At 40.8% G+C, this 24,686-nt stretch carries 20 protein-coding genes; 10 read left to right on the forward strand and 10 right to left on the reverse strand.

Features of this window, described 5'->3' with window-relative positions; all coding sequences use genetic code 11:
• Window positions 1–13: 13 nt before the first annotated feature.
• The 4 genes from ABIE66_RS02580 to ABIE66_RS02595 all read left to right on the forward strand — a co-directional run bounded on the left by ABIE66_RS02580 (window position 14) and on the right by ABIE66_RS02595 (window position 4,801).
• The gene (locus tag ABIE66_RS02580; protein WP_289323566.1) at window positions 14–376 is read left to right on the forward strand and encodes a P-II family nitrogen regulator; all 363 of its coding nucleotides are present in this window, start codon (window positions 14–16) and stop codon (window positions 374–376) included.
• A 601-nt stretch (window positions 377–977) separates the two neighbouring features.
• Window positions 978–1,628, forward strand: a complete 651-nt coding sequence (locus tag ABIE66_RS02585) for a LytTR family DNA-binding domain-containing protein (protein WP_370013765.1) — start codon at window positions 978–980, stop codon at window positions 1,626–1,628.
• Window positions 1,629–1,758: 130 nt separating this feature from the next.
• Window positions 1,759–3,285: a succinyl-CoA:acetate CoA-transferase ScpC gene (locus ABIE66_RS02590; RefSeq protein ID WP_370013766.1), complete on the forward strand. Its 1,527-nt coding sequence runs from the start codon at window positions 1,759–1,761 to the stop codon at window positions 3,283–3,285.
• Window positions 3,286–3,694: 409 nt separating this feature from the next.
• Window positions 3,695–4,801 (forward strand): AI-2E family transporter, encoded by a 1,107-nt coding sequence (locus tag ABIE66_RS02595; RefSeq protein ID WP_289323569.1) that lies wholly within the window; start codon window positions 3,695–3,697, stop codon window positions 4,799–4,801.
• Between the two features lie 69 nt (window positions 4,802–4,870).
• On the opposite strand, the gene ABIE66_RS02600 is transcribed toward ABIE66_RS02595, so the two are convergent.
• The 5 genes from ABIE66_RS02600 to ABIE66_RS02620 form a co-directional block, all read right to left on the reverse strand.
• Window positions 4,871–6,289, reverse strand: coding sequence for an NAD-dependent succinate-semialdehyde dehydrogenase (locus tag ABIE66_RS02600; RefSeq protein ID WP_370013767.1), 1,419 nt, complete (start codon window positions 6,287–6,289; stop codon window positions 4,871–4,873).
• Between the two features lie 203 nt (window positions 6,290–6,492).
• Window positions 6,493–7,761 (reverse strand): dicarboxylate/amino acid:cation symporter, encoded by a 1,269-nt coding sequence (locus ABIE66_RS02605; RefSeq protein ID WP_370013768.1) that lies wholly within the window; start codon window positions 7,759–7,761, stop codon window positions 6,493–6,495.
• 230 nt (window positions 7,762–7,991) lie between these two features.
• A complete protein-coding gene (locus ABIE66_RS02610) occupies window positions 7,992–8,912 on the reverse strand; it encodes a ketopantoate reductase family protein (protein WP_370013769.1) in 921 nt (306 codons plus the stop codon).
• 151 nt (window positions 8,913–9,063) lie between these two features.
• A complete protein-coding gene (locus ABIE66_RS02615; protein ID WP_289323572.1) occupies window positions 9,064–9,621 on the reverse strand; it encodes a 3D domain-containing protein in 558 nt (185 codons plus the stop codon).
• Between the two features lie 398 nt (window positions 9,622–10,019).
• Window positions 10,020–11,084, reverse strand: a complete 1,065-nt coding sequence (locus ABIE66_RS02620; RefSeq protein ID WP_370013770.1) for a M20 family metallopeptidase — start codon at window positions 11,082–11,084, stop codon at window positions 10,020–10,022.
• A gap of 163 nt (window positions 11,085–11,247) precedes the next feature.
• Between ABIE66_RS02620 and ABIE66_RS02625 the strand changes: the two genes are divergently transcribed.
• Window positions 11,248–11,754 carry a YflT domain-containing protein gene (locus ABIE66_RS02625; RefSeq protein ID WP_370013771.1) on the forward strand — a complete coding sequence of 169 codons (507 nt, stop codon included), beginning with the start codon at window positions 11,248–11,250 and terminating at the stop codon, window positions 11,752–11,754.
• A 49-nt stretch (window positions 11,755–11,803) separates the two neighbouring features.
• On the opposite strand, the gene ABIE66_RS02630 is transcribed toward ABIE66_RS02625, so the two are convergent.
• The 3 genes from ABIE66_RS02630 to ABIE66_RS02640 all read right to left on the reverse strand — a co-directional run bounded on the left by ABIE66_RS02630 (window position 11,804) and on the right by ABIE66_RS02640 (window position 15,958).
• A complete protein-coding gene (locus ABIE66_RS02630; protein WP_370013772.1) occupies window positions 11,804–13,795 on the reverse strand; it encodes a methyl-accepting chemotaxis protein in 1,992 nt (663 codons plus the stop codon).
• A gap of 196 nt (window positions 13,796–13,991) precedes the next feature.
• Window positions 13,992–15,461, reverse strand: coding sequence for a PH domain-containing protein (locus tag ABIE66_RS02635; RefSeq protein WP_370013773.1), 1,470 nt, complete (start codon window positions 15,459–15,461; stop codon window positions 13,992–13,994).
• Window positions 15,462–15,463: 2 nt separating this feature from the next.
• Complete coding sequence (locus ABIE66_RS02640) at window positions 15,464–15,958, reverse strand: PH domain-containing protein (protein WP_289318119.1); 495 nt, start codon at window positions 15,956–15,958, stop codon at window positions 15,464–15,466.
• Between the two features lie 314 nt (window positions 15,959–16,272).
• Between ABIE66_RS02640 and dacB the strand changes: the two genes are divergently transcribed.
• Complete coding sequence (dacB, locus tag ABIE66_RS02645; RefSeq protein WP_483313982.1) at window positions 16,273–17,694, forward strand: D-alanyl-D-alanine carboxypeptidase/D-alanyl-D-alanine endopeptidase; 1,422 nt, start codon at window positions 16,273–16,275, stop codon at window positions 17,692–17,694.
• Here the strand turns inward: dacB and ABIE66_RS02650 are convergent.
• Window positions 17,674–18,387, reverse strand: a complete 714-nt coding sequence (locus ABIE66_RS02650; RefSeq protein ID WP_370013775.1) for an HAD hydrolase-like protein — start codon at window positions 18,385–18,387, stop codon at window positions 17,674–17,676. The two genes, dacB and ABIE66_RS02650, sit on opposite strands and share 21 nt — an antisense overlap.
• 63 nt (window positions 18,388–18,450) lie before the next feature.
• Here ABIE66_RS02650 and ABIE66_RS02655 point away from each other — a divergent pair, with 63 nt between their 5' ends.
• Window positions 18,451–18,630, forward strand: coding sequence for a hypothetical protein (locus ABIE66_RS02655; protein ID WP_289323579.1), 180 nt, complete (start codon window positions 18,451–18,453; stop codon window positions 18,628–18,630).
• A gap of 519 nt (window positions 18,631–19,149) precedes the next feature.
• On the forward strand, window positions 19,150–19,791 hold the full coding sequence (gene bluB, locus ABIE66_RS02660) for a 5,6-dimethylbenzimidazole synthase (protein WP_370013776.1): 642 nt from the start codon (window positions 19,150–19,152) through the stop codon (window positions 19,789–19,791).
• A 279-nt stretch (window positions 19,792–20,070) separates the two neighbouring features.
• Here bluB and rpoN read toward each other — a convergent pair whose 3' ends face one another.
• On the reverse strand, window positions 20,071–21,435 hold the full coding sequence (gene rpoN / locus ABIE66_RS02665; RefSeq protein WP_289323581.1) for an RNA polymerase factor sigma-54: 1,365 nt from the start codon (window positions 21,433–21,435) through the stop codon (window positions 20,071–20,073).
• 387 nt (window positions 21,436–21,822) lie between these two features.
• Between rpoN and ABIE66_RS02670 the strand changes: the two genes are divergently transcribed.
• A complete protein-coding gene (locus ABIE66_RS02670; protein ID WP_289333573.1) occupies window positions 21,823–23,148 on the forward strand; it encodes an aminotransferase family protein in 1,326 nt (441 codons plus the stop codon).
• An 18-nt stretch (window positions 23,149–23,166) separates the two neighbouring features.
• Window positions 23,167–24,600 carry an aldehyde dehydrogenase family protein gene (locus tag ABIE66_RS02675; RefSeq protein ID WP_370016967.1) on the forward strand — a complete coding sequence of 478 codons (1,434 nt, stop codon included), beginning with the start codon at window positions 23,167–23,169 and terminating at the stop codon, window positions 24,598–24,600.
• Window positions 24,601–24,686 lie beyond the last annotated feature (86 nt).

Below are 24,686 nucleotides of genomic sequence, written 5' to 3' on the forward strand. Positions count from 1 at the left end.
GGGGGTTGATCATATGTCCGAGGTTTTAACGAAAATAGAAATCATTACACGTCCTATCAAGTTTGAACAATTCAAAGCGGAACTTGCAAAAATAGGGGTAAGCGGAATGACTGTATCGGAAGTAAAAGGAACGGGTCTTCAGAAAAGTTATGTGGAAACATATAGAGGCAGAAACCGGGAAATGTCATTGCATGACCGGATGAAAATCGAAATTGTCGTGTGTGAAGTGCCAGTTCAGGATGTTGTGGATGTAGCAAGAAAATTCTTAAGCACCGGTAAACCGGGTGACGGTAAAATCTTCATTTATGAATTGGCGAATGTTGTGAATATCCGTACCGGAAAAGAAGGTCATGATGCGTTAAAGAATGAAATCTAATGCAGTGATAACTCCGACCGAATGTACCGGAGCCAATAGATTAAGAAAGGGAGCTGAAAATGGGGAGACTGGTCCGAATTGTTAATGCAAAAAAACAGAAGATCGTTAATACGCTCATTTCAGAGGATGTATATCAACCTGATGACCGACCCTTTTTATTGGAATTACCACTGAAAAATCTAGAAGAAATTTTATGCCTTCGAATGAAATCCGCGTTTCAAAATTCCCGTTTTAAAAAATAACCTTTCAGCCGTTATCCTATCTGCAGGAGAACGGCTTTCTTTATGCTTTTGATGCCCGCCCTCAGTAGTGGCATTTAAAATTATAGCTTCAAAATGAATTTTGCTATATAAGGAAACTTTTTTCTTGAATCCCCCATGGAAATCGGGGGTGTTTCCAACTATAATGGATAAGGATATAAATTTAAATTCAATTTTATTGCTTTTTTTGACACTTTTCGCTAAGTTAATTCATTTTTTCTTTATTTTGCGAGAAATTAAATTCAAAAAAATGTAAGTGCTCCAAAAATATATGAATCATTTTGCTATTGCCCTGTTTGATGATGGGGAAATTAATATGTTCTTTTAAGAGGTGAAGGGAAATGGATCAATTTACGGTCGAATCCGTTTTAAATATCATCAGGGAGTTTGTACCGAAGGATGCTTCAATTTCTGTTGCTGATTCCGAAAAATACATCTATTATCAACCGAGCAAACAAGTTGACCTTAGAATAAAACCGGGTGATCGAATTAGTGAAAACACGGCGACATATAAAGCGTTGAGTATTCGTAAAAAAATTGGGGTGCAAGTGGAAAGTAATGTGTTTGGTGTACCTTACTATGGGTTGAGTGTGCCTATCATGGACGAGGGAAATCCTTTAGGCGCGGTAACAGCCATTTTGCCAACAAAGCCATTAATTTTACCGACATCATTCTTGACCATTAAAATAGATGATCACTGGATACCGCTTCCATATGATCAAATTATGTATTTGGAAGCTCAAAATAGGAAAACTAAAATTCAGTCCGAACGCGTGAGTGGATTTCATAAAATGAACCTAAGTGAATTGGAATTCATTTTACCTAATGATTTATTCATTCGTGTACATCGTTCGTACATCGTCAATATCAACTATATACAAGAGATCCTTCCTGATTTTCATTCTACATTTTTACTAATAATGAAGGACAATTCCAAAATTCAAGTCAGTCAAACATATGCAAGTCAATTTAGAAGAGCTTTGGGATTTTAGTGTTTCTCCTTAGTGTGAAAAAAATGCTGGTTTATGCTCTATTTAAGGCTTTTCATTCGAAAATGAATGTGACAATTACACAGGATTGGTAAAATTAAGTGTAAGAAAAGCGAAAATGGGGGTCTTTTGTATGAACGAAAGCGTTTTCAAAAAAATTCGCAACGAACAATTTAAGGGGAAAGTAGTTACAGCGGAAGAAGCAGCTTCCTGGATTAAAGATGGGATGAAACTCGGTATGAGTGGATTTACCCGTGCTGGTGATGCTAAGGTCATTCCGATGGCTCTAGTTGAAAGGGCTAAAACTGAAAAATTCAAAGTTGACGTTTATACTGGTGCTTCATTAGGACCGGAAGTCGACCAACATATGGCGGAAGCCGGTATCATAAACAAACGTTTGCCGTTCCAAGCGGATAAAGGCATTCGCAATAAAATCAATGCTGATGAAGTCACTTATGTGGATCAGCATTTATCTCATACAGCTGAACAAGTTCGTCAAGGCATTGTCGGACCTATAGATATTGCTATCATCGAAGCATTGGCGATTACGGAAGAAGGATTAATCATCCCGACAACTTCTGTAGGTAACTCAGCCATATTCGTTCAAGAAGCTAAACATGTAATCATTGAAATGAACGTGTCCCATCCAGAAGGATTGGAAGGGATGCATGATATATATACACCAGCTAAACAAGGGGAACGCGAACCGATTCCTATGACTAGCGTAAGCGATCGCCTGGGATCGATTGGAATTCCGGTTGACCCTGAAAAAGTAATGGGGATCGTCGTTTCTACAGATCTTGATGCACCTTCTACAATCGTGCCGCCGGATGAAGAAACTGCAACGATCGCTAACCACCTCATAAACTTCCTTCGTGGAGAAATCAAGGCTGGCCGTTTAACTGAAAGCCTTGCTCCGCTTCAGTCAGGTGTAGGTTCCGTGGCAAATGCAGTATTCGCTGGCTTTCTTGATTCTGAATTTAAAGAATTGGAAGTGTATTCAGAAGTACTGCAAGATGCTGTATTCGATTTAATCGATGCTGGAAAAGTTAAATTCGCTTCAGGGTGTTCGATTACATTAGCTGAAGAAAAAGGAAAACAAGTATACGGTGAGCTTGATAAATACCGTGATAAACTAGTTCTTCGTCCACAAGAAATATCTAACCATCCTGAAATCATCCGTCGTCTTGGTTTGATTTCAATCAATACAGCGTTAGAGTGCGATATCTACGGTAACGTAAACTCGACACATGTTTCTGGGACAAGAATGATGAATGGAATCGGTGGATCAGGAGATTTTGCCCGTAATTCACGCCTAGGCATTTTCGTTACGAAATCATATGCAAAAGGCGGCAACATTTCCAGTATCGTTCCTTTCGTTTCTCATGTGGATCATACTGAACATGATGTGGATGTATTAGTGACAGAGCAAGGGATCGCTGATTTACGTGGTTTGGCACCAAAAGAGCGCGTAGAGCTAATCATCGAAAACTGTGCACATCCTGACTACCGTCCACAGCTTCGTGCATATTTCACTGAAGCTGTCGCGCAAACTGGAGGACATCAAACTCCACATATTCTTGAAAAAGCATTCTCATGGCATACAAACCTGGCTAAAAACGGTACGATGCTTGAAACAGTGCTTCAAGATCAAAAATAAGAGCCAAAACCCCGCCCTTCAGCGGGGTTTTTTTATTTGTGTTCGCCTTGCACTATGCCCCTTTTGATGTCTGGGTGGAAACTAATGAAACTTTCGTCACTCGAATGGAATATTGAAAGGGAAGTGGATTATTCTTCTAAGTAATTTGTATGATGTTTCCAATTTGTTCTTTTTCCTTCAACACATAACTGATTTAAAGTGTAAAATGAAGCTTAACCATCAAAAAGATAGGGAACTGTATCATTAGGGTTTTTTCTATTGTTTTTGTATATAATTATTCATTCAAGTTATAGAAATATGGTAAACTGCTAACAATGAAAGATTATTATACATAGGATTTTTCGTATTTAAGATGTTGTTTCCTTAGAAATGGGGAGTTAAATAGAATGGTTATAGTGGAGGAGATAATTTGTTCAAGACAAAACTGCATTTTTGGACGTTAGAGTTATTACTATTGTCTTTACTTTTTTATGTTGGTACAAAGATTTCTTTTCTTTTTGAACCAATAGTTATTTTTACATCTACATTGTTCTTTCCGATCTTGATTTCAGGTTTTCTCTACTTTTTGTTCAACCCCACTGTTGATTTCCTGGTAAAAAGAAAAGTGCCAAGGGGATTGGCGATATTACTGCTTTATGTGTTTTTCCTGGGATTGATTAGTTTGTTGGTCGGTCTGGTAGGCCCGTCACTTTCAAAACAGGTTACGGATTTACTCAATAACCTCCCTGATTATTTCAATCAAGTAAGGAAGTTCATTGAAGATTCAGCTGAGTCAAAATGGTTTTTGTGGACCATGGAACAAGATTATGTTTCCTTGAAAGAAGTGGGAGACTCGCTTCAGAAATATTTGACTGATTTACCTAGTAATATAACGAACAGTTTATCTTCTGTTTTCAGCGTAGTGACGAATATTACATTAGTGGTCGTAACGGTTCCTTTCATCCTATTCTATATGTTGAAGGATGGGGATAAGCTACCGAGCGCCATCATGAAATTCGTACCGGTTCGCTATAGAAAACCAGCTTTGACAGTACTTCAGGAAACTGGTGGGACGCTTACTACATACATACAAGGACAGATGCTTGTTTGTATGTTTGTCGGGATTGGAACGTTCATCGGATATCTAATCATTGGTTTGCCTTACGCGTTCTTATTTGCCCTGATTGGTGCTGTGACCAATATCATTCCATATGTAGGCCCGTTTATCGGAGCGGCTCCTGCGGTCATTGTGGCATTGATTCATTCACCGACCGAAGCTCTATTGGTCATTCTTGTTGTAACGGTCATCCAGCAACTTGATGGTAATTTCATTTCACCGTTAGTCATCGGGAAAAAATTGAACACGCATCCGCTTACCATCATCATCCTATTGCTCGTCGCGGGAAACATTGCCGGTATCATCGGGATGATTTTGGCCGTTCCAACTTATTCCGTTGTTAAAACGATTGTTTTGAATATCGTAAAATTCATCAGGATCCGGAAAGAGGAAAAGCTTGAAGAAGATATATTGGAATGAAAAAACGGGCCCGACTCATTTGAGTCGGGCCCGTTTTCTTAAGTTATGGAACGAAAGCAAATAAATAGATTACAAACCTAAGGAAATATATTTTACTTCCAGGAATTCTTCGATGCCTTGGTGTCCGCCTTCACGGCCAAGCCCGCTTTGCTTGAATCCGCCAAATGGAGCTTGTGGCACGGAAGGAAGCCCGTCGTTCAAGCCTACAATACCGAATTCAAGTGCCTCAGTGAATTTGATGCCTTTGGTGATATTTTCAGTGAAGACGTAAGCTGCCAAACCAAAGATGGAGTCATTTGCCCTTTTGATTGCCTCTTCATCAGTCTTAAATGAGGCAATGGGAGCTAGTGGACCAAATGTTTCTTCCTTCATGCAGAGCATGCTGTCGTCAATGTTGGACAGTACGGTTGGTTCAAGAAAAAGGCCGCCGAGCGATTTTCCGCCAGCTTCGAGCTTAGCTCCGCTGCTAATTGCTTCATCAATTTGTTTTTGAACTTTATCCACTGCATCTTGATCTATAAGCGGACCGATATCGACGCCATCTTCCATTCCGTTTCCTACTTTTAGTTCTTTGACCTTGGCTACGAGCTTTTCGATAAAGGCTTCTTGAATGGCTTCGTGGACATATATGCGATTTGAACAGACGCATGTTTGTCCAGCGTTACGGAATTTTGAACTGATGATGCCATCAACCGCTTTATTAAGGTCGGCATCTTCAAGAACGATTGCGGGTGCGTGACCTCCGAGTTCAAGAGAAATTTTCTTAACCGTGTCAGCTGAGCCCCTCATTAGGGTTTTACCGACTTCTGTAGAACCGGTGAACGTCAATTTACGGACCCTTGTATCCTGAAGCCAAGTTTCACCGATTTCTGATGACTTTCCTGTCACAACATTGATGACTCCTTTCGGAATGCCAGCTTCTTCCGCTAATTCAGCCATTTTTAACGCTGTTATGGGAGTCAGGTTTGCAGGTTTAATGACGACTGTACAGCCGACGGCAAGGGCTGGTGCCACTTTTCTAGTAATCATGGCTGCTGGAAAGTTCCAAGGCGTAATGACAGCTACAACTCCGACAGGCTGTTTAGTCACGAAAAGCCGCTTATTGGACACGGAAGCGGGAATCGTTTCTCCGTACACCCGTTTTCCTTCTTCGGCAAACCAAGATAAAAAGCCATTTGCATATGTCATTTCACCAAGAGCCTCTTTAAAGGGCTTGCCTTGTTCTTCAGTCATGATTTTGGCTAGTTCTTCTTTATTATCATCAATCAATCGATGCCATTTCCAAATTAGTTCAGCACGTTCGTAGACTGAGAGTGCTGCCCAATCCGTGAAGGCCTCATAAGCAGCATCTGCTGCCTTTGCTGCTTCAGTTGCACCGCCTTTAGGAACGGTTGCAACTATTTCATCCGTTGCCGGGTTTTTCACTTCAATTTTATCCAATCCATAATCCGACCACTCACCGTTAATAAATAATCCGTAATCTTTCATGATAAAACCTCCTAATTTGGTTAAATCCATCAAACTACTAAACTTTATACTTTTACCTGTTACATAAAAGTATAAACACTTTTCGGTGATTCTGAAATTTATTTGACTGGCTATTTTTTGAAACCCGGAGATTCATTGAAAGATGAGGAGGGAAAAAATAAAAAAAGAGGTGCAAGTTGCACACCTCTTCATTTAAGGTTCGATTATTTTTCCGATGAGACGGCCACTTCACCCATATCACCCGAGATGGCTTGATTTGGATTGAATTCACCTTCGGATTTAGAAATGACCACTGTAGCAACACTGTTACCAATTAGATTAGTGATTGCACGTGCTTCAGACATGAAGCGGTCTACTCCCAGCAGTAGTGCCATTCCTTCAACTGGAATCATTGGGAAGGCAGCTAATGTGGCAGCAAGTGTAATGAAACCGGACCCCGTCACACCGGCAGCGCCTTTGGATGTTAACATCAAGATCCCCAGAAGGGTCAATTCCTGCCAGATGCTTAGATCGACACCATAGGCTTGGGCAATGAAAATCGCTGCCATGGATAAGTAGATGGATGTGCCATCAAGGTTGAAAGAATAACCAGTTGGGACAACCAAACCGACTACCGATTTTGAGCAACCGTATTTTTCTAGTTTTTTCATTACGCTTGGTAGAGCGGATTCCGATGAAGATGTACCTAATACTAATAGGATTTCCTCTTTTATATAAGCGATGAATTTAAAAATATTAAAGCCGTAGATTTTTGCGATCGTACCAAGGACAAGGAAGATGAATAGAGCCATTGTGATATATACGCTACCCATCAATTGTCCTAACGAACTTAAAGAGCCAAGACCAAACTTACCGATTGTATAAGCCATTGCCCCAAATGCCGCCAATGGAGATACTTTCATGATCATGCCGACGATGCCGAAGAAAATATCGGCAATATGCTGAAAGAAAGAAACGACTGGCTGCACTTTCGGTCCTATTGCTGCCATTGATAATCCGAATAATACGGCAAAGAATAAAATGGGGAGTAAGTCTCCGCCAGCCAGTGCGGCAAGGGCATTATCAGGAATGATATTCGAAATGAAGGCAACTGCGCCATGTTCCGTTTCGGAAGCGGCTGTTGTATATTGTGATACATCTCCGCCTTCGACTGAATCGATGTTAAAACCTTTACCAGGTCCCAACAGATTGACTACGATGATTCCGATTGCAAGTGCGAAAGTGGTAACGATTTCAAAATAGAGCAGGGCCTTTCCGCCGATGCGGCCAACCTTTTTCATATCGCCCATACCGCCAATTCCGATTACGACGGTTAAGAAGATAATTGGTGCAATGACCATTTTAATCATTTTAATAAATAAATCTGCCAATATCTTCAGTTGTTCACCGAAAGCAGGGAAGAAGAAACCGACTGTTATACCCAGAATGATACCGATGATGACCTGAACTGTTAGATTTTTTAATATTTTCAAGGGGCATTCTCCTTTGTTATATGATAGCGCTTTCTTAACTTGATAATAGTGTAACAGAAGAAAGAATCAGAATATTCTTTTGGTGATATTGTTTTCTTTTTGTTCTTTTTGGTCTTTGAGAATTTCTAATAACTGAAGGGTGGAAGAGGAATCAAAAGTTACTACTATGAAATAGATAGACTGCTAAACTGCAATAAAAAATACCGGCGGAGAGCCGGTATTGGGGAAAATCAATTTTCAAATGGTTTTATGAGTGCATATAGGGTTCCAATCACAGGAAGTTTCAAACCAACCCTGTCGGCAAGGCGCAGCGCACCGCCCTGTAAATGCTCCACTTCGAGGGTTAGTCCCTTCCGGCGGTCTTGGTGCATGGAAGAGGTGGATTCATCAGGTAAACCTGCCATGTTTTCCAACGCCTGTGCAATATTCTCCACAGTAATTCCGACGTCATAAGCATTTGCAAGCTCCTTCATTTCAACAAGGACCTTTTCTAGCAATCCATTGGTTTCCGGGAATTTCCGTATCGTGCCGATAGGGAGGTTGGAGGCTGTTGTCACACCGGAAAAAGCGGTGATGAACATATATTTGATCCACATCCTGATCAATATGTTCTCCGTTCTGCTTACCTTCATGATAGCTAATCCGGCCGCCTGTTCGAAATCATCACAAATCTTTTTTTGTGAAGGATGGAGCGGGCCATAAATTAAATCGTGATTATCATTGGAGTGAATGACATGACCTTTTTCATCAAGGGTGGCAATGATGAAGGCGCTTCCTCCCAATACGGCTTCATCGCCCAGTTCGTCCTGTAATATGGATACATGTTCCAATCCATTCAAAAGCGGGAGGACCTTTGCGCCCTTTTCAACAAGGACCTTTAAATCTGTAAGGGTGCCTTGCAGATGCTGTCCTTTTACGGCGAGAATCACGAGGTCGACCTTTTCTATATCATTTACATTCTCTGTGATATGAAGTTCGTTAAATTGGTAGTTTCCATGTGGGCTGGTTATGCTGATCCCGTTTTCTTTCAATTTTTTGGCACGGTTTTTTCGGACAAGGTATTGAACATCCTGCCCGGCCTGTTGCAACCTGCCTCCAAAGTAGGAGCCGAGTGCCCCGGCCCCTATAATGACAATATTCAAAGTGCACACCTCTCTTTTGATTAAGATATACTAATCATAACATTGGCGGAATTTTCAGTAAACGGTTATCGTTTTAAGTAAACTTGATGTTTAGGAGTGTGTAAGAATGGGGGAAACAAAAGACCAGCCTGAAAGGTTTCAGGCTGGTGCTTATTATTCATTATTTATAGATTTTAACTTTAACAGTCTTTCTGCCCCAATTGGTAGCTTTTGAGTGTGAAGAGTAAAAGACGTCAATTTTATTCCCTTTGATTGCGCCGCCTTTATCTGCCGCAATGGCATCCCCGTATCCTTCTACATGAACTTTCGTTCCAAGTGGAATGACCTTAGGGTCGACTGAGATGGCTTTTACGTTAGGGTTTTTCTTTAAGTTAAGACCCGATGCTGTAATACCGCTGCAACCTTTGCAGTTCGCTGTGTAAGCTGTTGCCTTCACCGTGATCGTTTTATATTTTGATGATGATGATGATGTTTTAGCTTTAGGTTTAGCGGAGGTCGATGTTTTCTTGACCTTTAAAACTTGTTTTGGATGGATGTTATCTTTTTTCAGGTTGTTCCAACTTTTGAGTTGATTGACTGTTATATTATGTTTATTGGCGATACCCCATAGTGTGTCGCCGCTTTTAACTTTGTATGTAGTAGTAGCAGCCGATGAAACTCCGGAAAAACTAAATACCAAAAAGAAAGCAGTGAATAGTGGAAGTAGTATTTTTTTCAAAATGAATAGTCTCCTTTGTTTTAAATCGTAGACTTAGAATAACAGGTCTATGTGACAATAATGTTTCGGTGGAATAGTAATTGTGTTACAAAATGGTTTCCTTTGAAAAATAAATGTAATATAAACTAGGACAAAAGTACTTATCTGTTAAATGTAAATATATTATTTATTATGTCAGTATAAGCGTTTTATTGTTAAAAAGTGTTGATACAATGGCATATTATGTTTATTGAGAAAGAATGTGGATATGTAATGCTTAGTTTCATAGTCCTGTATATTTTGTAAAAAAACAAACGCAATAATAGACAATTAAGCGCTGTATATTTTAGTAGGAGAGGATATTTAGAACATGAAAAAAGCCGGCATTTATGTAATGTCGGCTTTTTTCATGAAATGGATTACGATAAAACAAATTCAGAAGCGAAATCGACTAGCATTTTTTGATATACTGCTACAGATTCAAGATTAACGCATTCCCTATCTCCATGCCAGTTCTCGCCTTTTGGTCCGAATTCAATGGCTGGGATATCATATGCAGCAAAAAAGACGGTATCTGCGGAGCCGTGTTGTCCAAAAATGACTGCATCCCGATTGGTGTTCTTTTCGATAATCGGACGAAGCAATGTTATGAATGGGTCTGACTCTTCTGTTTTTACAGGTTTACTGTACATATTAAGGTGGATATTATTTCCTGTCACACTTTCGATCTGTGCAATGATATCTTCCATTGTTTGTGTAGGGAGATAGCGGATATCAAGACTGAGCAAACAGGCATCCGGTACCTTATTATAGACATCCCCGCCTTTTATTTTTGCTAGGTTAAGTGAAGGGGAAGAGTAAAGGGGAGTATGATCCCGGGTGAAAGGAAGTTCCTTTATTTTTCGATAGAGATCATATGCCTTTTCGATTGCATTCACCCCTTCCCATGGTCGGCTTCCGTGTGCGGATTTGCCGGATACTTCAATATCGAGGCGAAGGGCACCCTTTGCCTGAAGTCCGATTCCCAATTGCGTCGGTTCAGCACAGATTACAAAATCCCCTCTATAACCATGTTTCGCTAAATATCCAGAACAGTTCAACCCACCAGTTTCTTCATCTGATACAATCTGCAGCTGGATTTTCAAACCTAAGTCCTTATCCTTCAGTTCGTTAAATGCACACATCATCCCTGCAACCCCAGCTTTCATGTCGGCTGTCCCGCGTCCATATAAATTTCCTTCATGAACCTCAGGGAAAAATTGATCCGGCGTCCCGCTGACAACATCGACATGGCCATTCCAAATAACGGTCTTTTCTCCGCTGCCAATTTCGCTAACAAGCATTTTATAACCGTTATTAATGATCACATTCACGGTAAGTCCCTGATTTTTTAGCCAGTTCGCACAGTATTCAACTGCTTGGTTAGCTCCTTCTTTCGATGAACTTTCGATAGATACTAAATCTTTAAGTAACTCGATAAGCAAAAAGAAAACCTCCTAAAAATATGCATACTATTATTATATATACCCTTTCTTAGAAAGGGTTAACTCAAAAATATTTTCCTGTTAAATAACGTTTAGCCCTTTCATTCCCAGGGGTATGTAAAGGGGGAGCGACAATTTACATTCTTTAAGGAGGATGATAGATATGGATAAGCGTATAATTGGTGTATATGAAACTGGAGAAGAAGCAATTAAGGCTGTTGAGTCATTACAGGCTCAAGGATATAATCGTGAAGATATTTCAGTGGTAGCTAAAGATAAAGAAGAATTAAAGTCAGTGAATGAAGAAACGGGTACAAAAGTTGAAGAGGGGCTTGCAGCTGGTGCAGCGACCGGAGGTATTTTGGGAGGTGCTGCCGGATTATTAGCAGGTGTAGGTGCGTTGGCGATTCCGGGAATCGGACCAGTACTGGCAGCTGGACCGCTTGCTGCAACATTAGCCGGGGCGGCTGTAGGTGCTGGTACAGGCGGATTGGCCGGTACCTTAATCGGTATGGGCATACCTGAAGAAGAGGCGAATCGTTATGAAGCGGATGTAAAGAGTGGCAAGCTGCTAGTGTTAGTCGATTCGAATGCGAGTAAATCCAATTCTTCTTACTCAGGAATTACTGAAACAGACGAAACGCTAACGAACAGTAGACGACCTCTATAAATCGTAAGTTTAAAAAGGACGGATCCCTTAGGATCCGTCCTTTTTTTGATTAGAATGTGAATTTCCGTATTTCTTTATGCATTTCCTGGGATAAGGCATCCAATTCACTAGCTAAGGCATTCAATTGTTCCATGGAAGCATTCGTTTGTTCTACGGATGCAGATACTTCTTCTGTTCCTGCCGCAGTTTCCTGACTGATCGAGTTTAATTGTTCTGCGTTACTCGCCATCCGTGTGACCTCCGATACCATATCGTTCATCATCTTTTTTATTTCATCAAAATTGCTGAATGTGTTCGCGATAATCGACGCAATGTGACTGAAGGCATTTTCCGTATCCGTTACAGAAGTATCCTGATGGTGGATTTTTTGATTGACTTGGTCAATCAAATGAACGGTATTGGTTGTGTCGCTTTGCATGGCTTGAATGATTTCAGAGATTTCTTTCAGGGAGTTTTCCGTCTGCGCGGCCAATTTCTTCACTTCATCGGCAACAACTGCAAACCCTTTTCCGTGCTCGCCAGCCCTGGCCGCTTCGATGGCAGCATTCAGGGCGAGTAAATTAGTCTGTCCGGCAATTCCGCTTATGGTCTTTACGATTGCACTAATATCTTTGGACCGTGCATCCAAAGATTTGACTGCCGTACTCATCTTACTGGATATCAGGGACGTTTCATTGAATTGCTGTTTTAGGCCTTGCATTTGAGTTATTCCGTTTTCGGAAGCCTTGAACATATTTTCGGATTCCGTGGCCATTTTGCTCGTTTGCGCTTCAAGATCATTGATTTTGTCAGCCAATAGCTTTACAGCGATTTCGTTATTCTGCCCGACTTCGATTTGGTCGATGGCACCGGCCGCTATTTGTTCCATCGTCATGGCCACCTCGTTAGCTGCAGCTGAATTCTCATCTGCACTAGCCACTAACGTCATGGAGGAATCTGATACTTTATCGGAAAGGTTGTTGACCTGCCCTAGCATATGGCTCATATTTCTGGTCATTAAGTTAGTGTCTTCTGCAAGCTGCCCAATCTCATCTTTCCTGGAAATGAAATTCTTGGATGTGAAATCGCCGTCAGCCATTTTCCGTATGGATTCCTGCAGCTTTTTAATGGGAGTCGTTAAAGAACGGGTGATGAAGATGGCAGATAGTGCAGTCACAGTAAAGACAATCAACAGTGTGATGATATTATCGAATATCATCGGGCTTGCACGAACGAGCACTTCATGTTCATCCATTAGCCCTGCTATTCTCCATCCCGTGTTTGGATTGGTAGCGTATCCGATGAGTCGGCTTTGCCCGTCATATTCCTCGATCATTGATCCAGATTCACTTTTCATTTTTTTGAAAATATTTTCCTTTGATATATCCTGTTGAATTTTTTTCTTGTCTGGATGCGTAACGAATGACCCGTTCTTATCCAGCAAAACCGTATAGCCCGTTTCGCCGAATTTCGTTTGATTAACCATCTTGACCAAAGTATCGATCGAGATGTCGACACCAAGCACGCCTATTAATTCATTACCATCATATAAGGCTTTTGCTGCCGTAATGACAAGTTCATTCGTAGCCTGATCGGTATAAGGTTCCGTCCAAATGGTCTTGTTTTTTTGTTTCAATGCGGATTGATACCAATCCCTTTGTCTTGGATCGTAGTCAGCCGGCAATTCAGTTTTTGGGAATATAAATGCTTTTCCATCCTTCTCAGTGCCGAGATATATACCATTTATTTCAGAGTTGCTGGATTGCGTATAAGAAAATTCATCCATTATGGATTCGAGGTTCTTATCATAAGTACTCATGATAGGATATTTGCCGATCCTATCCAATTGATTTTCCGTTTTTTGAAAGAAGATTTCGAAAGAATCGTTCATTGACTTGACTTGTTCTTCAGTCGTTCCGGTAAGTTCCTGGGTCGTCAAATGGATGCTATTTTTATAGCTCATGTAGGAGATGGCCATTCCGCTTATCATGATCAAAGCTAAAAAGGGAATCAATATTTGTTTTTTTAGCGAATTAAAATACCAGTCTGTCAGTCTTCTCATATGGACAATCCCCCTTCTTATATACCTCTAATTAATTTTGGCTTCTATTTGATATTTCGGTCTTCTTTCGCTTTTTTGAAGTGACAAGTTAGAAAATTCCAATATTAATTTTGTCGTGAAGTGCGAAGGTGGGAAGGGAGTGGAAAAGGATGAAAAAAAAGCTGACTGCAATAGTCAACTCTCCAAACATTTAATCTTATTCGACTTGGATATTTTTTGTCCTGCCCGTATACCATGTGTAAAATTCGTCAGCATATTCAACGGATACATCTTGGAGCTTTGTATGGTGTACAGGCTTGGAGCGGTTTATCGTTTCAATTGAGGCAAGCCCGAAAAACCTTTGCAGCTTCGAACGTTCCACCTCAATTTGAATGACCTTGCTTCTTTTGGTAATGAATAGTGATGTTTCCAAACTTCCGGATTTAAACTGAATGAACTCATCATTTAACAAGTAACGGCTATTATTGTAATCCATTATTCTCAATGTATAAATGAGAACGAGTAGGATAAGTGATATATACCATAGGGAGGGTTTGAAATAATAGATTGCCACTGTTGTGAGAATCCAGAAAAAGCTTGGCCGCAGCATTCGGATTTTCAAGGCCTGCTTCGATAACGACTCCATTGACCGTTCCACTTTGTAAGCGGGTAAAATCTCTTCTACCATCCCATATGCCCGTTCAACGGATAAAAAAGGATAGAGAGTATTCGTTTCCAGTTCTTCATCACCTGTACTTCCTGCGCTAATCAGTTTCACTTCTGCCAATCCTAGCAATCTTTTAATGATTGATTGGGTGATTTCGACAGCTTGTACTTTTTCTTTCTGAATGGAAAAAGCAGATTCGTCCAGTACACCTTTCTTGATATATATACGCTCGTGATCGGATGAAATTTCATATTTTCCATATTTAACGAATGTGGAAACGATTCCGAAGGCAACGGCTACACATATGAGACAGACGAGAACGATGGTCATGATCCACCATGTATCAAATAACTTGGCAAAAAAACCTTCTGCATTCTCCAAATTGAAAAAATCATCGAGTGTATTATATAACGTAGCCACAACCGGGATAAGAGCCAAAAAGCTGAGTGATGTAAAGGAAGCCTTTAGAACGTCTTGTTTGGTGGGTGTGAAATGAATCGTCTTTTCATTGAATGGTTCCATATTCTCCGCAATTCGTTCTTCGTGAATATCCACTTCGATAACCGAAAGTTCTTGTTTTGAAGAATATTCCCCCTCAAGCCGTTCTGCTTCTTTTCGGGAAATCACCTCGAAAGACACGGTACCCTGATCACCAGTCATCCCCGTTTCGAATGTTAATGAGGTTAAGCGGAAAATCTTATGGAATAATGTCGTACGTTGTTGAACATTCTGTACTTTATGAAGCGGGACCGTTCGATACGATTTCGAGACAAGCCCTAAAGTAATATAGATGGTTCCTTCTTTTATTTGATATTTATAAGTAAACCATTTAAGGATGACAGAAATGACTTTCCAAATCAGATAAACTAGAAAACCGATTTGGAGTACCTTCATATACATCTTTTCAGAACCGAAGTTCAGGACATAAAGCATAATTATGAAAAATACATTCCCTTTCAGCAATTTCCATAATTCGAAGGGGATTTTGAAAGGGTGTAATCGTTTTGCATGTTCTTCCATCGTTAATCCACTTCCTTTATTTTTGCGAAATGGGCAATTTTATCTCTTAATTCATACGCCTCTTTCTTCGGGATGGCGGGAATGTCATGAGAGTTTCCCATTGTTCCGATACTTAGTGAATAAAGGTTATATTTTCTTAAAAACGGGCCTTGGTTCAATTTGACGGACTGAACCTTCGTCATCGGAATGAGTTCATGCGTTTCACTCCAGGCTCCACGTTTTGTTTGAATGAATTCTTCGTTCACGTCGTAACGCCAATACTTTTGCAACAAGATCGGTTCAATGAAGATGGACCAGATTGCATGGAAAAAAGATAATGTGATAAGTCCGTATAAAATCCATCCAATCCATTCTGTCCAAGCGAAATGATCATCAACATATAATAGGATGCCAAGGACGGTTAGGATAATGAGATTGGTAATGGCTTCAGTCATCCGCCAAACTTTCACGGATTCTTTGGAAATTTTCTTCGTTGGTGGCTGTATCTTTGAATACATATATTCACTCCTTACTATGTCTTCATACTTATACGGATTATCAATCAAAAAAGTTCCCTGTAATCGTACATGTAAATGAATCATGAAGTTGGGATTGCCTAATGGATCCCATTGAATGGGGCCGAATAATCCTGCAGTTTCATGAGTATGTATAAATAGGGAGGTTCTAGTGGATCTTTTCTTTTTATATGACCGTAAAATGGACAAGATAGAAGTGGTGAGTTATGAGAGTGGGAGTGATAGGTTTGACATATAAAAGGAAGTTGAGTTTTATATTCTTCCTGTTTTTGATTTGTTTTTTTAATGGAGAATCGATGCAGGCAGCGAATGATGATGGAAACCTAGGACAGAAGATCCAACAAATATTGGACGATTCACCAGGATTGGCAGGGGCGTTAATGGGAATTTCCATCCGTTCAGCTAAAACAGGAGAAATGATTTATGAACGAGGGGCGCAAACAAGATTGCGGCCTGCTTCGAACCTTAAGCTTTTGACCGCAGCAGCAGCTTTAGAAACATTAGGGGAAGATCATGTTTTTCAAACCGAACTATACATAAATGGAGTGCAGGTTGGCCATGTTCTGCAGGGAGATGTGTACCTGAAGGGAAAAGGAGATCCCACATTATTGGAAAAGGATTTTGATGAGCTGGCAGCCTCAATGAAGCAAAGGCGAGTTAAGCTCGTTCATGGAGATCTTATAGGTGATGATTCTTGGTATGATGATGTTCGTTATTCCCAAGACTTAGTTTGGAGCGATGAACAGGAATATTACGGAGCAGCTGTTTCAGCTTTAACCGCTTCCCCTAATGAGGACTACGATACCGGCACTATCATCGTGGAGGTAACACCCGGGGAAAATCCTGGAAAAATGGCAACGGTGAAGCTGAAGCCGGAAACGGATTATGTGAAGGTCATCAACAAAACGAAAACGGAATCTGTAGACGGCAATAAGGAAATTGAAGTTGAACGGTCCCATGGCACAGATGTCATTACTGTGACGGGGACCATTCCCGAGCATGCCGGGGTGACCAAAGAGTGGATCTCGGTGAAAGATCCTACAGAATATGCCCTGAGCTTATTTAAAAAATCAATGAGGAAACATGGAATTAAAGTGTCGGGAGAAAGGAAAAAAGGGAAAACGCCAGTAGGGGCGGACTTGATCGCCACTCATCAGTCCATGCCGCTTTCACAACTGCTTATACCTTTCATGAAATTGAGCAATAACGGTCATGCCGAGGTTTTGGTGAAAGAAATGGGCAAAGAAGCAGAAGGGGAGGGAAGCTGGAAAGATGGTTTGAAGGTTGCTCGAAATCTGATGAATGGTATGGGTCTCGATATGCAAACGATCATAATGCGTGATGGATCCGGCATTTCCCAAGTCAATATGGTTCCAGCGAATGAAATAACGAAGCTGCTATATGCCGTACAGGAAAAAACGTGGTTTCCTGCTTACTTGAATGCATTGCCAATTGCGGGAGATGAAAATCGGATGGTGGGCGGTACGCTAAGAAAAAGAATGAAAGGGACAAATGCAGCTGGAAATGTCCGTGCGAAAACAGGGACCATTTCAGGAACGAGCTCCTTATCAGGTTATGTGACGACCAAAAGAGGGGAAAAAATCATATTTTCGATCATTGTGAATAATTTTGTTGAAGAAAAAGGCATCACGGCAATCCAGGATAGGATAGCCGTAATGCTTGCAGAACAGGAAAACCTATTGGGGAGTGGCCTTTAGTATCCATTTGGAAAGGTATATTTGAAGTTCAGGAAAATCTGCGATGAACAGATCTGCATCAGCCAATTCATTTTCTTCGGCAAATCCGAATTGGCAGCCTACAGCCGTTAAGCCATTTTCCTTTGCTGCCTCGATGTCGGACTTTCGATCCCCAATCAGAATGGCGCTTTCAATTCGATAGTCTCTCAATAACATTTGCACCAAGTCGGTCTTCGATCCTTTCGAAGACCTTTCCACGCTATATATGTCGGTAATAAATTCATGTAACCCAAAATAAGAACAAATTTCTTCCAAGTACTTTTCTAGACCATTGCTAGCAATGAAAATGGAAATTCCAAGCTGTTTGATCGTTGACAAAGTCTCCATGACGAGAGGGAAAAGCGAACCTTTTCCTTCTTTGATTTCTTGTATCAAACACTCTAAAAAAAGTTGATCAGCTTGCCGGCGAATATGCGCGGGTTGCTTTGGTAACAGAGTTTCCCAAACGACTGTTAGTGGGACGCCCATAATCCTTTGGTACGTGGCAAGCGGGGTATTTCCTATCCAGCTCCCTTCTGATCGAAGGATCTCAAATGTTTTTTCAAGTGAAGAACCTAATATCTTGTTAGTTTGAAACAAGGTACCGTCCATATCGAAAATGGCGGCAAATTGGATGTTATTCAATACTTGCACCTTCTTCATAGTTTTTTTCATTTTATCCTCTCAAGGAAGGGATATAAGGGAGGACGATGAATAAGTAGTATAGGAGGAATGCTAATGACCTTTCCAACACTTAATGGACAGTATACGATTAAAAGTCTTATAACTGATGTTCTCGAAATTTCAAAAAAAACGATCTCCATATATAATGGCCATAGATGGTCGGGTGGGTCTGGAAAAGTACACTCGCCTCCCGTTTCCAAGCAGAATGTCGAGGTAGTGCGGTCATTCATATAGACGATTTTCATTTGCCATCATCGAAAAGGATCCAACTGCCCCCAGCCCAAAAACAGATTGGTGCGGTCTGTGATTGAGGACCGCTTTTTAACCAAATCATGAAACCGCTTACTGAGGGGAAAGAAGCAAGGTATCAAAGGTATGAGTGAGAAACGGACACTACGGCCAAATGGCATATGGTTCCTGCTTGGTCAATATTGAAGGAACGTATTCTATGCGTAAAGAAATGGAAGGGTCCCATGATTTCACAATTTGGGTGGAATGTCCCCGTGATACGTGGCCTTGAGAGGGATGGTGAAGATGCGCGTCAAATGTGGAAGGATAATATAACTGGATGGTTCATGAAGATTGCTATGTTGACGCACAAAGGCCTCAGGAAAGAGCGAATCTTGTGGTTGACGGAACAAGCTGAATCAAGGGATATCTGGAAAGTCACTGTTAATTGTAAGGGTTTACCTGTAAAATTCATATTGAATTTTTAGATAAAGTTCTGGGGAACCGGAATCATGGGGGGAAACTATGTTTACTAATGAAGAACAAGCCGCAGTATATAAAGCCATTTATAACCGAAGGGATATCAGGAGTTTTTTGCCTAAGCCCATTTCAAAGGATGTACTCCGCAGAATTTTGGATGCTGCACATCATGCGCCGTCTGTAGGATTCATGCAACCTTGGAGTTTTATTGTAATTTCATCTCAGGAAACCAAGAACAGTTTGGCATGGGCAGCGGATAAAGAAAGACGGGCACTCGCTATTCATTATGAAGGCGGTAAAGAAAATAAGTTTCTTAGTTTGAAAGTGGAAGGGTTAAAAGAAGCACCATACACAATTTGTGTAACATGTGACCCGACACGGGGAGGCTCCCATGTTTTGGGGAGGAACTCCATTCCGGAAACGGATATCCTATCCACAGCCTGTGCGATTCAAAATATGTGGCTGGCTGCCTGTGCGGAAGGATTGGCAATGGGATGGGTAAGCTTTTATAAGAAAAATGATATTCGTGATATTTTGGAAATTCCGCCGCATGTGGAACCCATTGCACTCATGTCGATTGGCTATACCGATCAATATCCGGATAAACCCATTCTTGAACTTGCCAATTGGGAAAAAAGAAGACCAATGGATGAACTTATTTTCGAGGATAAATGGGGTAATAAATAAAACTCGAATAATAAAGAATGACATTAGGATACTAAGTCCTCTTTCAGTGAATTGGGGGAGGACTTAAGACAACCGTTACACAGGTATTTGGAAAGTTTGAATTAATAAGTGTATGGAGCCCCTGGTTCAGGGGTTTTTTGTTTATGTGGCATTCACTAGACCTTTAACAGAATCAACGGAAGTATGGAAGATTCTTTTAAAATTCCCCATCTATCCATTTTAAAAGAATCTTCCAAATAAATGTATCTTTTGAAAGAGTCATAGCTAGTTTTTTTGATTTTAATATCTGCGGCGTTTGGAAGATCCCGGTATACCTAGGACTTCACGGTATTTAGCAATGGTGCGGCGAGAAATTTTCGTCCCTTCATTTTCGAATATCTGACAAATTTTCTGATCTGAAAAAGGCTTTATCTTATCCTCATCGGCAATCAAGACCTTTATTTTTTCTTTGATGGTCGCCGTGGATTCGGTCGCTTGGCTATTCACTCGGTTTAAGCCTCTAGTAAAGAAGTTCTTTAATTTAAATAGGCCATGCGGTGTCTGAATATATTTATTGCTTGTCGCCCTGCTGATTGTTGATTCATGAAGTTGGAGTTTTTCCGAAATGTCTTTCAGTGTCATAGGTTTTAAACCAGCGATTCCCTTCATGAAAAATTCTTGTTGCTCCTCCACTATTGTAGCTGTCACTTTGTAAAGTGTCATTTGTCTTTGTTCAAGCCCTTTTAATAGTAATTGGGCATCATTTATGTGACCTTTGACATAATCTTTTACCTTATTACCAGGATTCATAGCGAGGTGGTTCTTATAGTAAGGATTGATGGAAAGTTTAGGTGTGTAGCTGTCATTGACCGTTATCAGGAACCCTTCTTTTTCTTTTTCCACATATACGTCCGGAACGATGTAATGAGTCATATCTTTGGAAAAGTGACTGACGGGACGAGGGTTTAACGTCCGGATGAAATCAGAGGCCTCTTGTACTTCCTGAACGGTCACGTTGTAAAGGCCCGCAATTTTTCTGTAGCGTTTTTCTGCTAAATCCGTTATGTGCTTTTTAACGATCTTATACGCCAATTCATTGTAATCGTCATGCTCACGCAGCTGAATGAGTAAACAATCGGTCAGATCTTTAGCCCCGACTCCAATGGGGTCAAGGGATTGCAATACTTGAATCATATCTTCTATTTCTTCCACGGACACGGAAAAATGCGAGGCTGTCCAATTTCCATCCAATTCAAGGTATCCATATTCATTTAAATTCCCAATTAAAAATTGGAGAATCTTCCTTTCGATGGATCTCAATGACCTTAACATACTCATTTGTTCCAATAAGTGGTTTTCCAGTGTTTCTGTGTTGACGGAATAATTATTGATCGGGTTGTAATCATTTTCTCCGTTGAAACTTTTAGAGGAAGATCCCCGTAACTGAGAATTAATTTTATGTGTACGAATGAAAGATTCAGAGGATCCGGGGGGCTCTTTAAATGTTTCGCTTATTTCGAGTACGGGATTTTCGTTTGCCTGTCGATGTAGGAAATCTATTAGTTCATAGGTGGAATATTGAAGGATATTGATCGATTGCTGTAATTCAGGGGTTAATGATAATTTCATGGTTTGTTTTTGGAGCAGTTCAAAACCTGCCTGCATATATATCAACTTCTTTCGTTTAGATTAACCTAGCGGCAAAAAAAGAATGAAAAGTATTAACACGATAATAATACAAATCTTCCGAAAATTCAATATATTATGTAAGGTTATGTAACATCTGTTGGAGAATGACGGTGGAATTCAACATACTGCCTGTAAATTAGTACTCTTTCTAAATGAATGGGGGTCTAGTGATTTGAATATGAATCGAGTGATTTATATATGAATCAATATTCACTCGTATTGATTTGATTATGAATCATTTTAACTTGAATACCTTTAATATAAGGCTCATATAATTTGGCATGCATCTTGCTATATCTATAAATATATATAAATAAAATAGTTTAGCAAAAAAATACATTACATGAGAAGGGTGTTTTTTACATGATTAAAGAGAAGACGGGTATTCAGGAATTAATCGATTTGGATAAAAAGCATTTTATTCATCCTACTACTGCAATCGAACAACAGCAGACAGATGGTCCAAGTTTCATTTTTACTGAAGGTAAGGGAATATATCTTACGGATGTCAAGGGCAGGACTGTCATTGATGGCATGGCTTCACTTTGGAATGTGAATATTGGACATGGACAAGAAGAGTTGGCTGATGTGGCGAAGGAACAAATGGCGAAGTTAGCTTTCACCTCTAGTTTCGCCACTTTCAGCAATGAGCCGGCAATCCGGTTAGCGGCCAAAATCGCTTCCATCGCTCCTGGGGATTTGAATGCAGTTTTCTTCACTTCAGGTGGATCGGAGTCGAATGATACGGCCATCAAACTAGCTCGTCATTACTGGATTTTGAAAGGGCAGCCTAATCGACAAAAAATCATTTCTCGCTCGAAATCCTATCATGGAGTGGCAATGGGAGCTACAAGTGCGACTGGTCTGAAACCGTTCCGGGACTTCACGAATTCAACCGCACCGGATTTTTACCATGTGGAAGGTTCCTCCATTGAGGAGTTGCGTAAGGTCATTGTACAGGAAGGACCTGAAACGATTGCAGCATTTATGGCTGAACCGATTCAAGGAGCAGGTGGCGTGAACCTTCCTCCTGAAGGCTATTTTAAGGAAGTAAGGGAGATTTGTAACGAATACGGCATTTTAATGGTGACGGATGAAGTCATTACAGGTTTCGGTAGAACAGGGACTTATTTTGGAATTGAGCACTTTGGCGTTGTACCGGATATGATGTGCTTTGCAAAAGGTGTTACGAGTGGATATGCACAGTTAGGCGGGGTCGTCCTGAATGATAAGATGCATCAAGATTTCATAGCCCTTTCAAAAGGCACGCTTTTACATGGCTACACATACAGTGGTCACCCTATGGCTTGTGCGGTTGCTTTGAAAAATATTGAAATAATTGAACGTGAAAACCTGATAGAAAACTCGAAACAGCGTGGTGAAGAGTTGCTTGCTGGCTTTAAGAAGCTTCAAAGCAAACACCCGATTGTTGGTGATGTTAGGGCACTTGGACTAATTGGGGGCATCTCCATCGTAAAGGACAAACAAACGGGGGAAGGCTTTGAGACACAGCTTGCTCCAAGATTGGTTGCTGAAGCCGCAAAGAATGGTTTGATTTGTCGGTCTGTTACGTTTGACCAAGATACACTGGTATTCGCACCGCCTTTAATCATTACTAAATCGGAAGTAGAAAGAATAATTGAAATCCTTGATAAGACATTTACTGCTGTAGAAAAAGAAATTTTATAAGAGGTGAAAAGGATGGTCATGACGGAAACGCTGAAGAAGAAATTATTCATTAATGGTAAATGGCAAGAAGCAGAAAAGTTCACGACACTAAAGTCTCCCTATAGCGGGGAAGTACTTGCGGAGATTCCTTCAGCAAGCCTGGAAGATGTCGAATCGGCGATAGAATCAGCCTATCAAGCTAGAAAAACAATGGCCGCTTTACCTAGCCATAAACGGGCTGCCATACTTGAAAAACTTGCGAGTCTTTTGGAAAGCCGAAAAGATGAAGCAGCTGAAATCATTGCTAAAGAGGCAGCGAAACCGATTAAAACGGCTATGGGGGAAGTAACCCGGACGATCGCCACTTATAAATTTGCAGCAGAGGAAGCAAAAAGGATTCATGGCGAAACATTGACGATGGATGCTACAGCTGACGGGGAAGGAAGGATTGGCTACACCGTCCGTGAGCCGATTGGAGTTGTGGGTGCGATTACGCCTTTTAATTTTCCGATGAACCTTGTTGCTCATAAAGTAGGGCCGGCCATTGCTGCAGGAAATACGCTTGTCTTGAAACCTGCGAGCCAAACACCGCTATCTTCGCTATTTCTTGCTGAGCTGTTAGCAGAAACGGATTTGCCGGCAGGTGCGTTTAATTTAGTTACCGGAAGCGGTTCGGTAATTGGTGATAAATTAGTCACTGATTCAAGGGTGAAGAGCATTTCATTCACTGGAAGTCCTGCTGTAGGAATCGGGATTCGTAATAAGGCAGGGTTAAAGAAAGTGAGTCTTGAACTTGGTTCAAATGCAGCTGTCATAGTGGATAAAGGAATAAATATCGATAAAATCATCAAGCGCTGTGTATCGGCGGCATTCGCTTTCCAAGGGCAGGTCTGTATTTCCTTACAGCGCGCATATGTTCATGAAGAGATATATGATGAGTTCGTCAAAAAATTCACTGAAGCAACGAAGGACTTGAAGCTTGGTGATTCCATGGATCCCGCAGTGGATATCTCGGCATTAATCAGCCCTGGCGATGTACAGCGAAGCCTGGACTGGATTGGTGAAGCTAAACAACACGGTGCGGTTGTTGCAGCAGGAGGTAAATCTGAAGGGAATATCCTGCATCCCACCGTGTTGCTGGAAGTGGATGCAAGGCTTAAGGTATCTTGTCAGGAAGTCTTTGCTCCCATTGTTTTGATCAATAAAGTTTCGTCCGTTGAGGAAGCGATTGATATGGTCAATGATTCCGAATTCGGATTGCAGGCCGGGATTTACACAGAAAATATCAATTTGGCACTTTCTGCCGCAGAAAAATTGGAAGTCGGCGGTGTTATCATTAATGATATCCCAACTTACCGTGTCGACAACATGCCATATGGCGGAATCAAAAAAAGCGGGACGGGCCGCGAAGGGTTAAAATATGCCATTGAAGAGATGACGGAAATGAAATTGGTCATTTTTAACCGGAATTAATGTATTAAGAGATGAGCAGCTGCTCATCTCTTTTTTTGAGCTGCTGATTTACTATTTTTCTATGAATTTATAAAAGAGCTGTGGCG

Origin of the sequence: Peribacillus sp. B2I2 (assembly GCF_041261685.1) — a bacterium.
GTDB lineage: Bacteria > Bacillota > Bacilli > Bacillales > DSM-1321 > Peribacillus.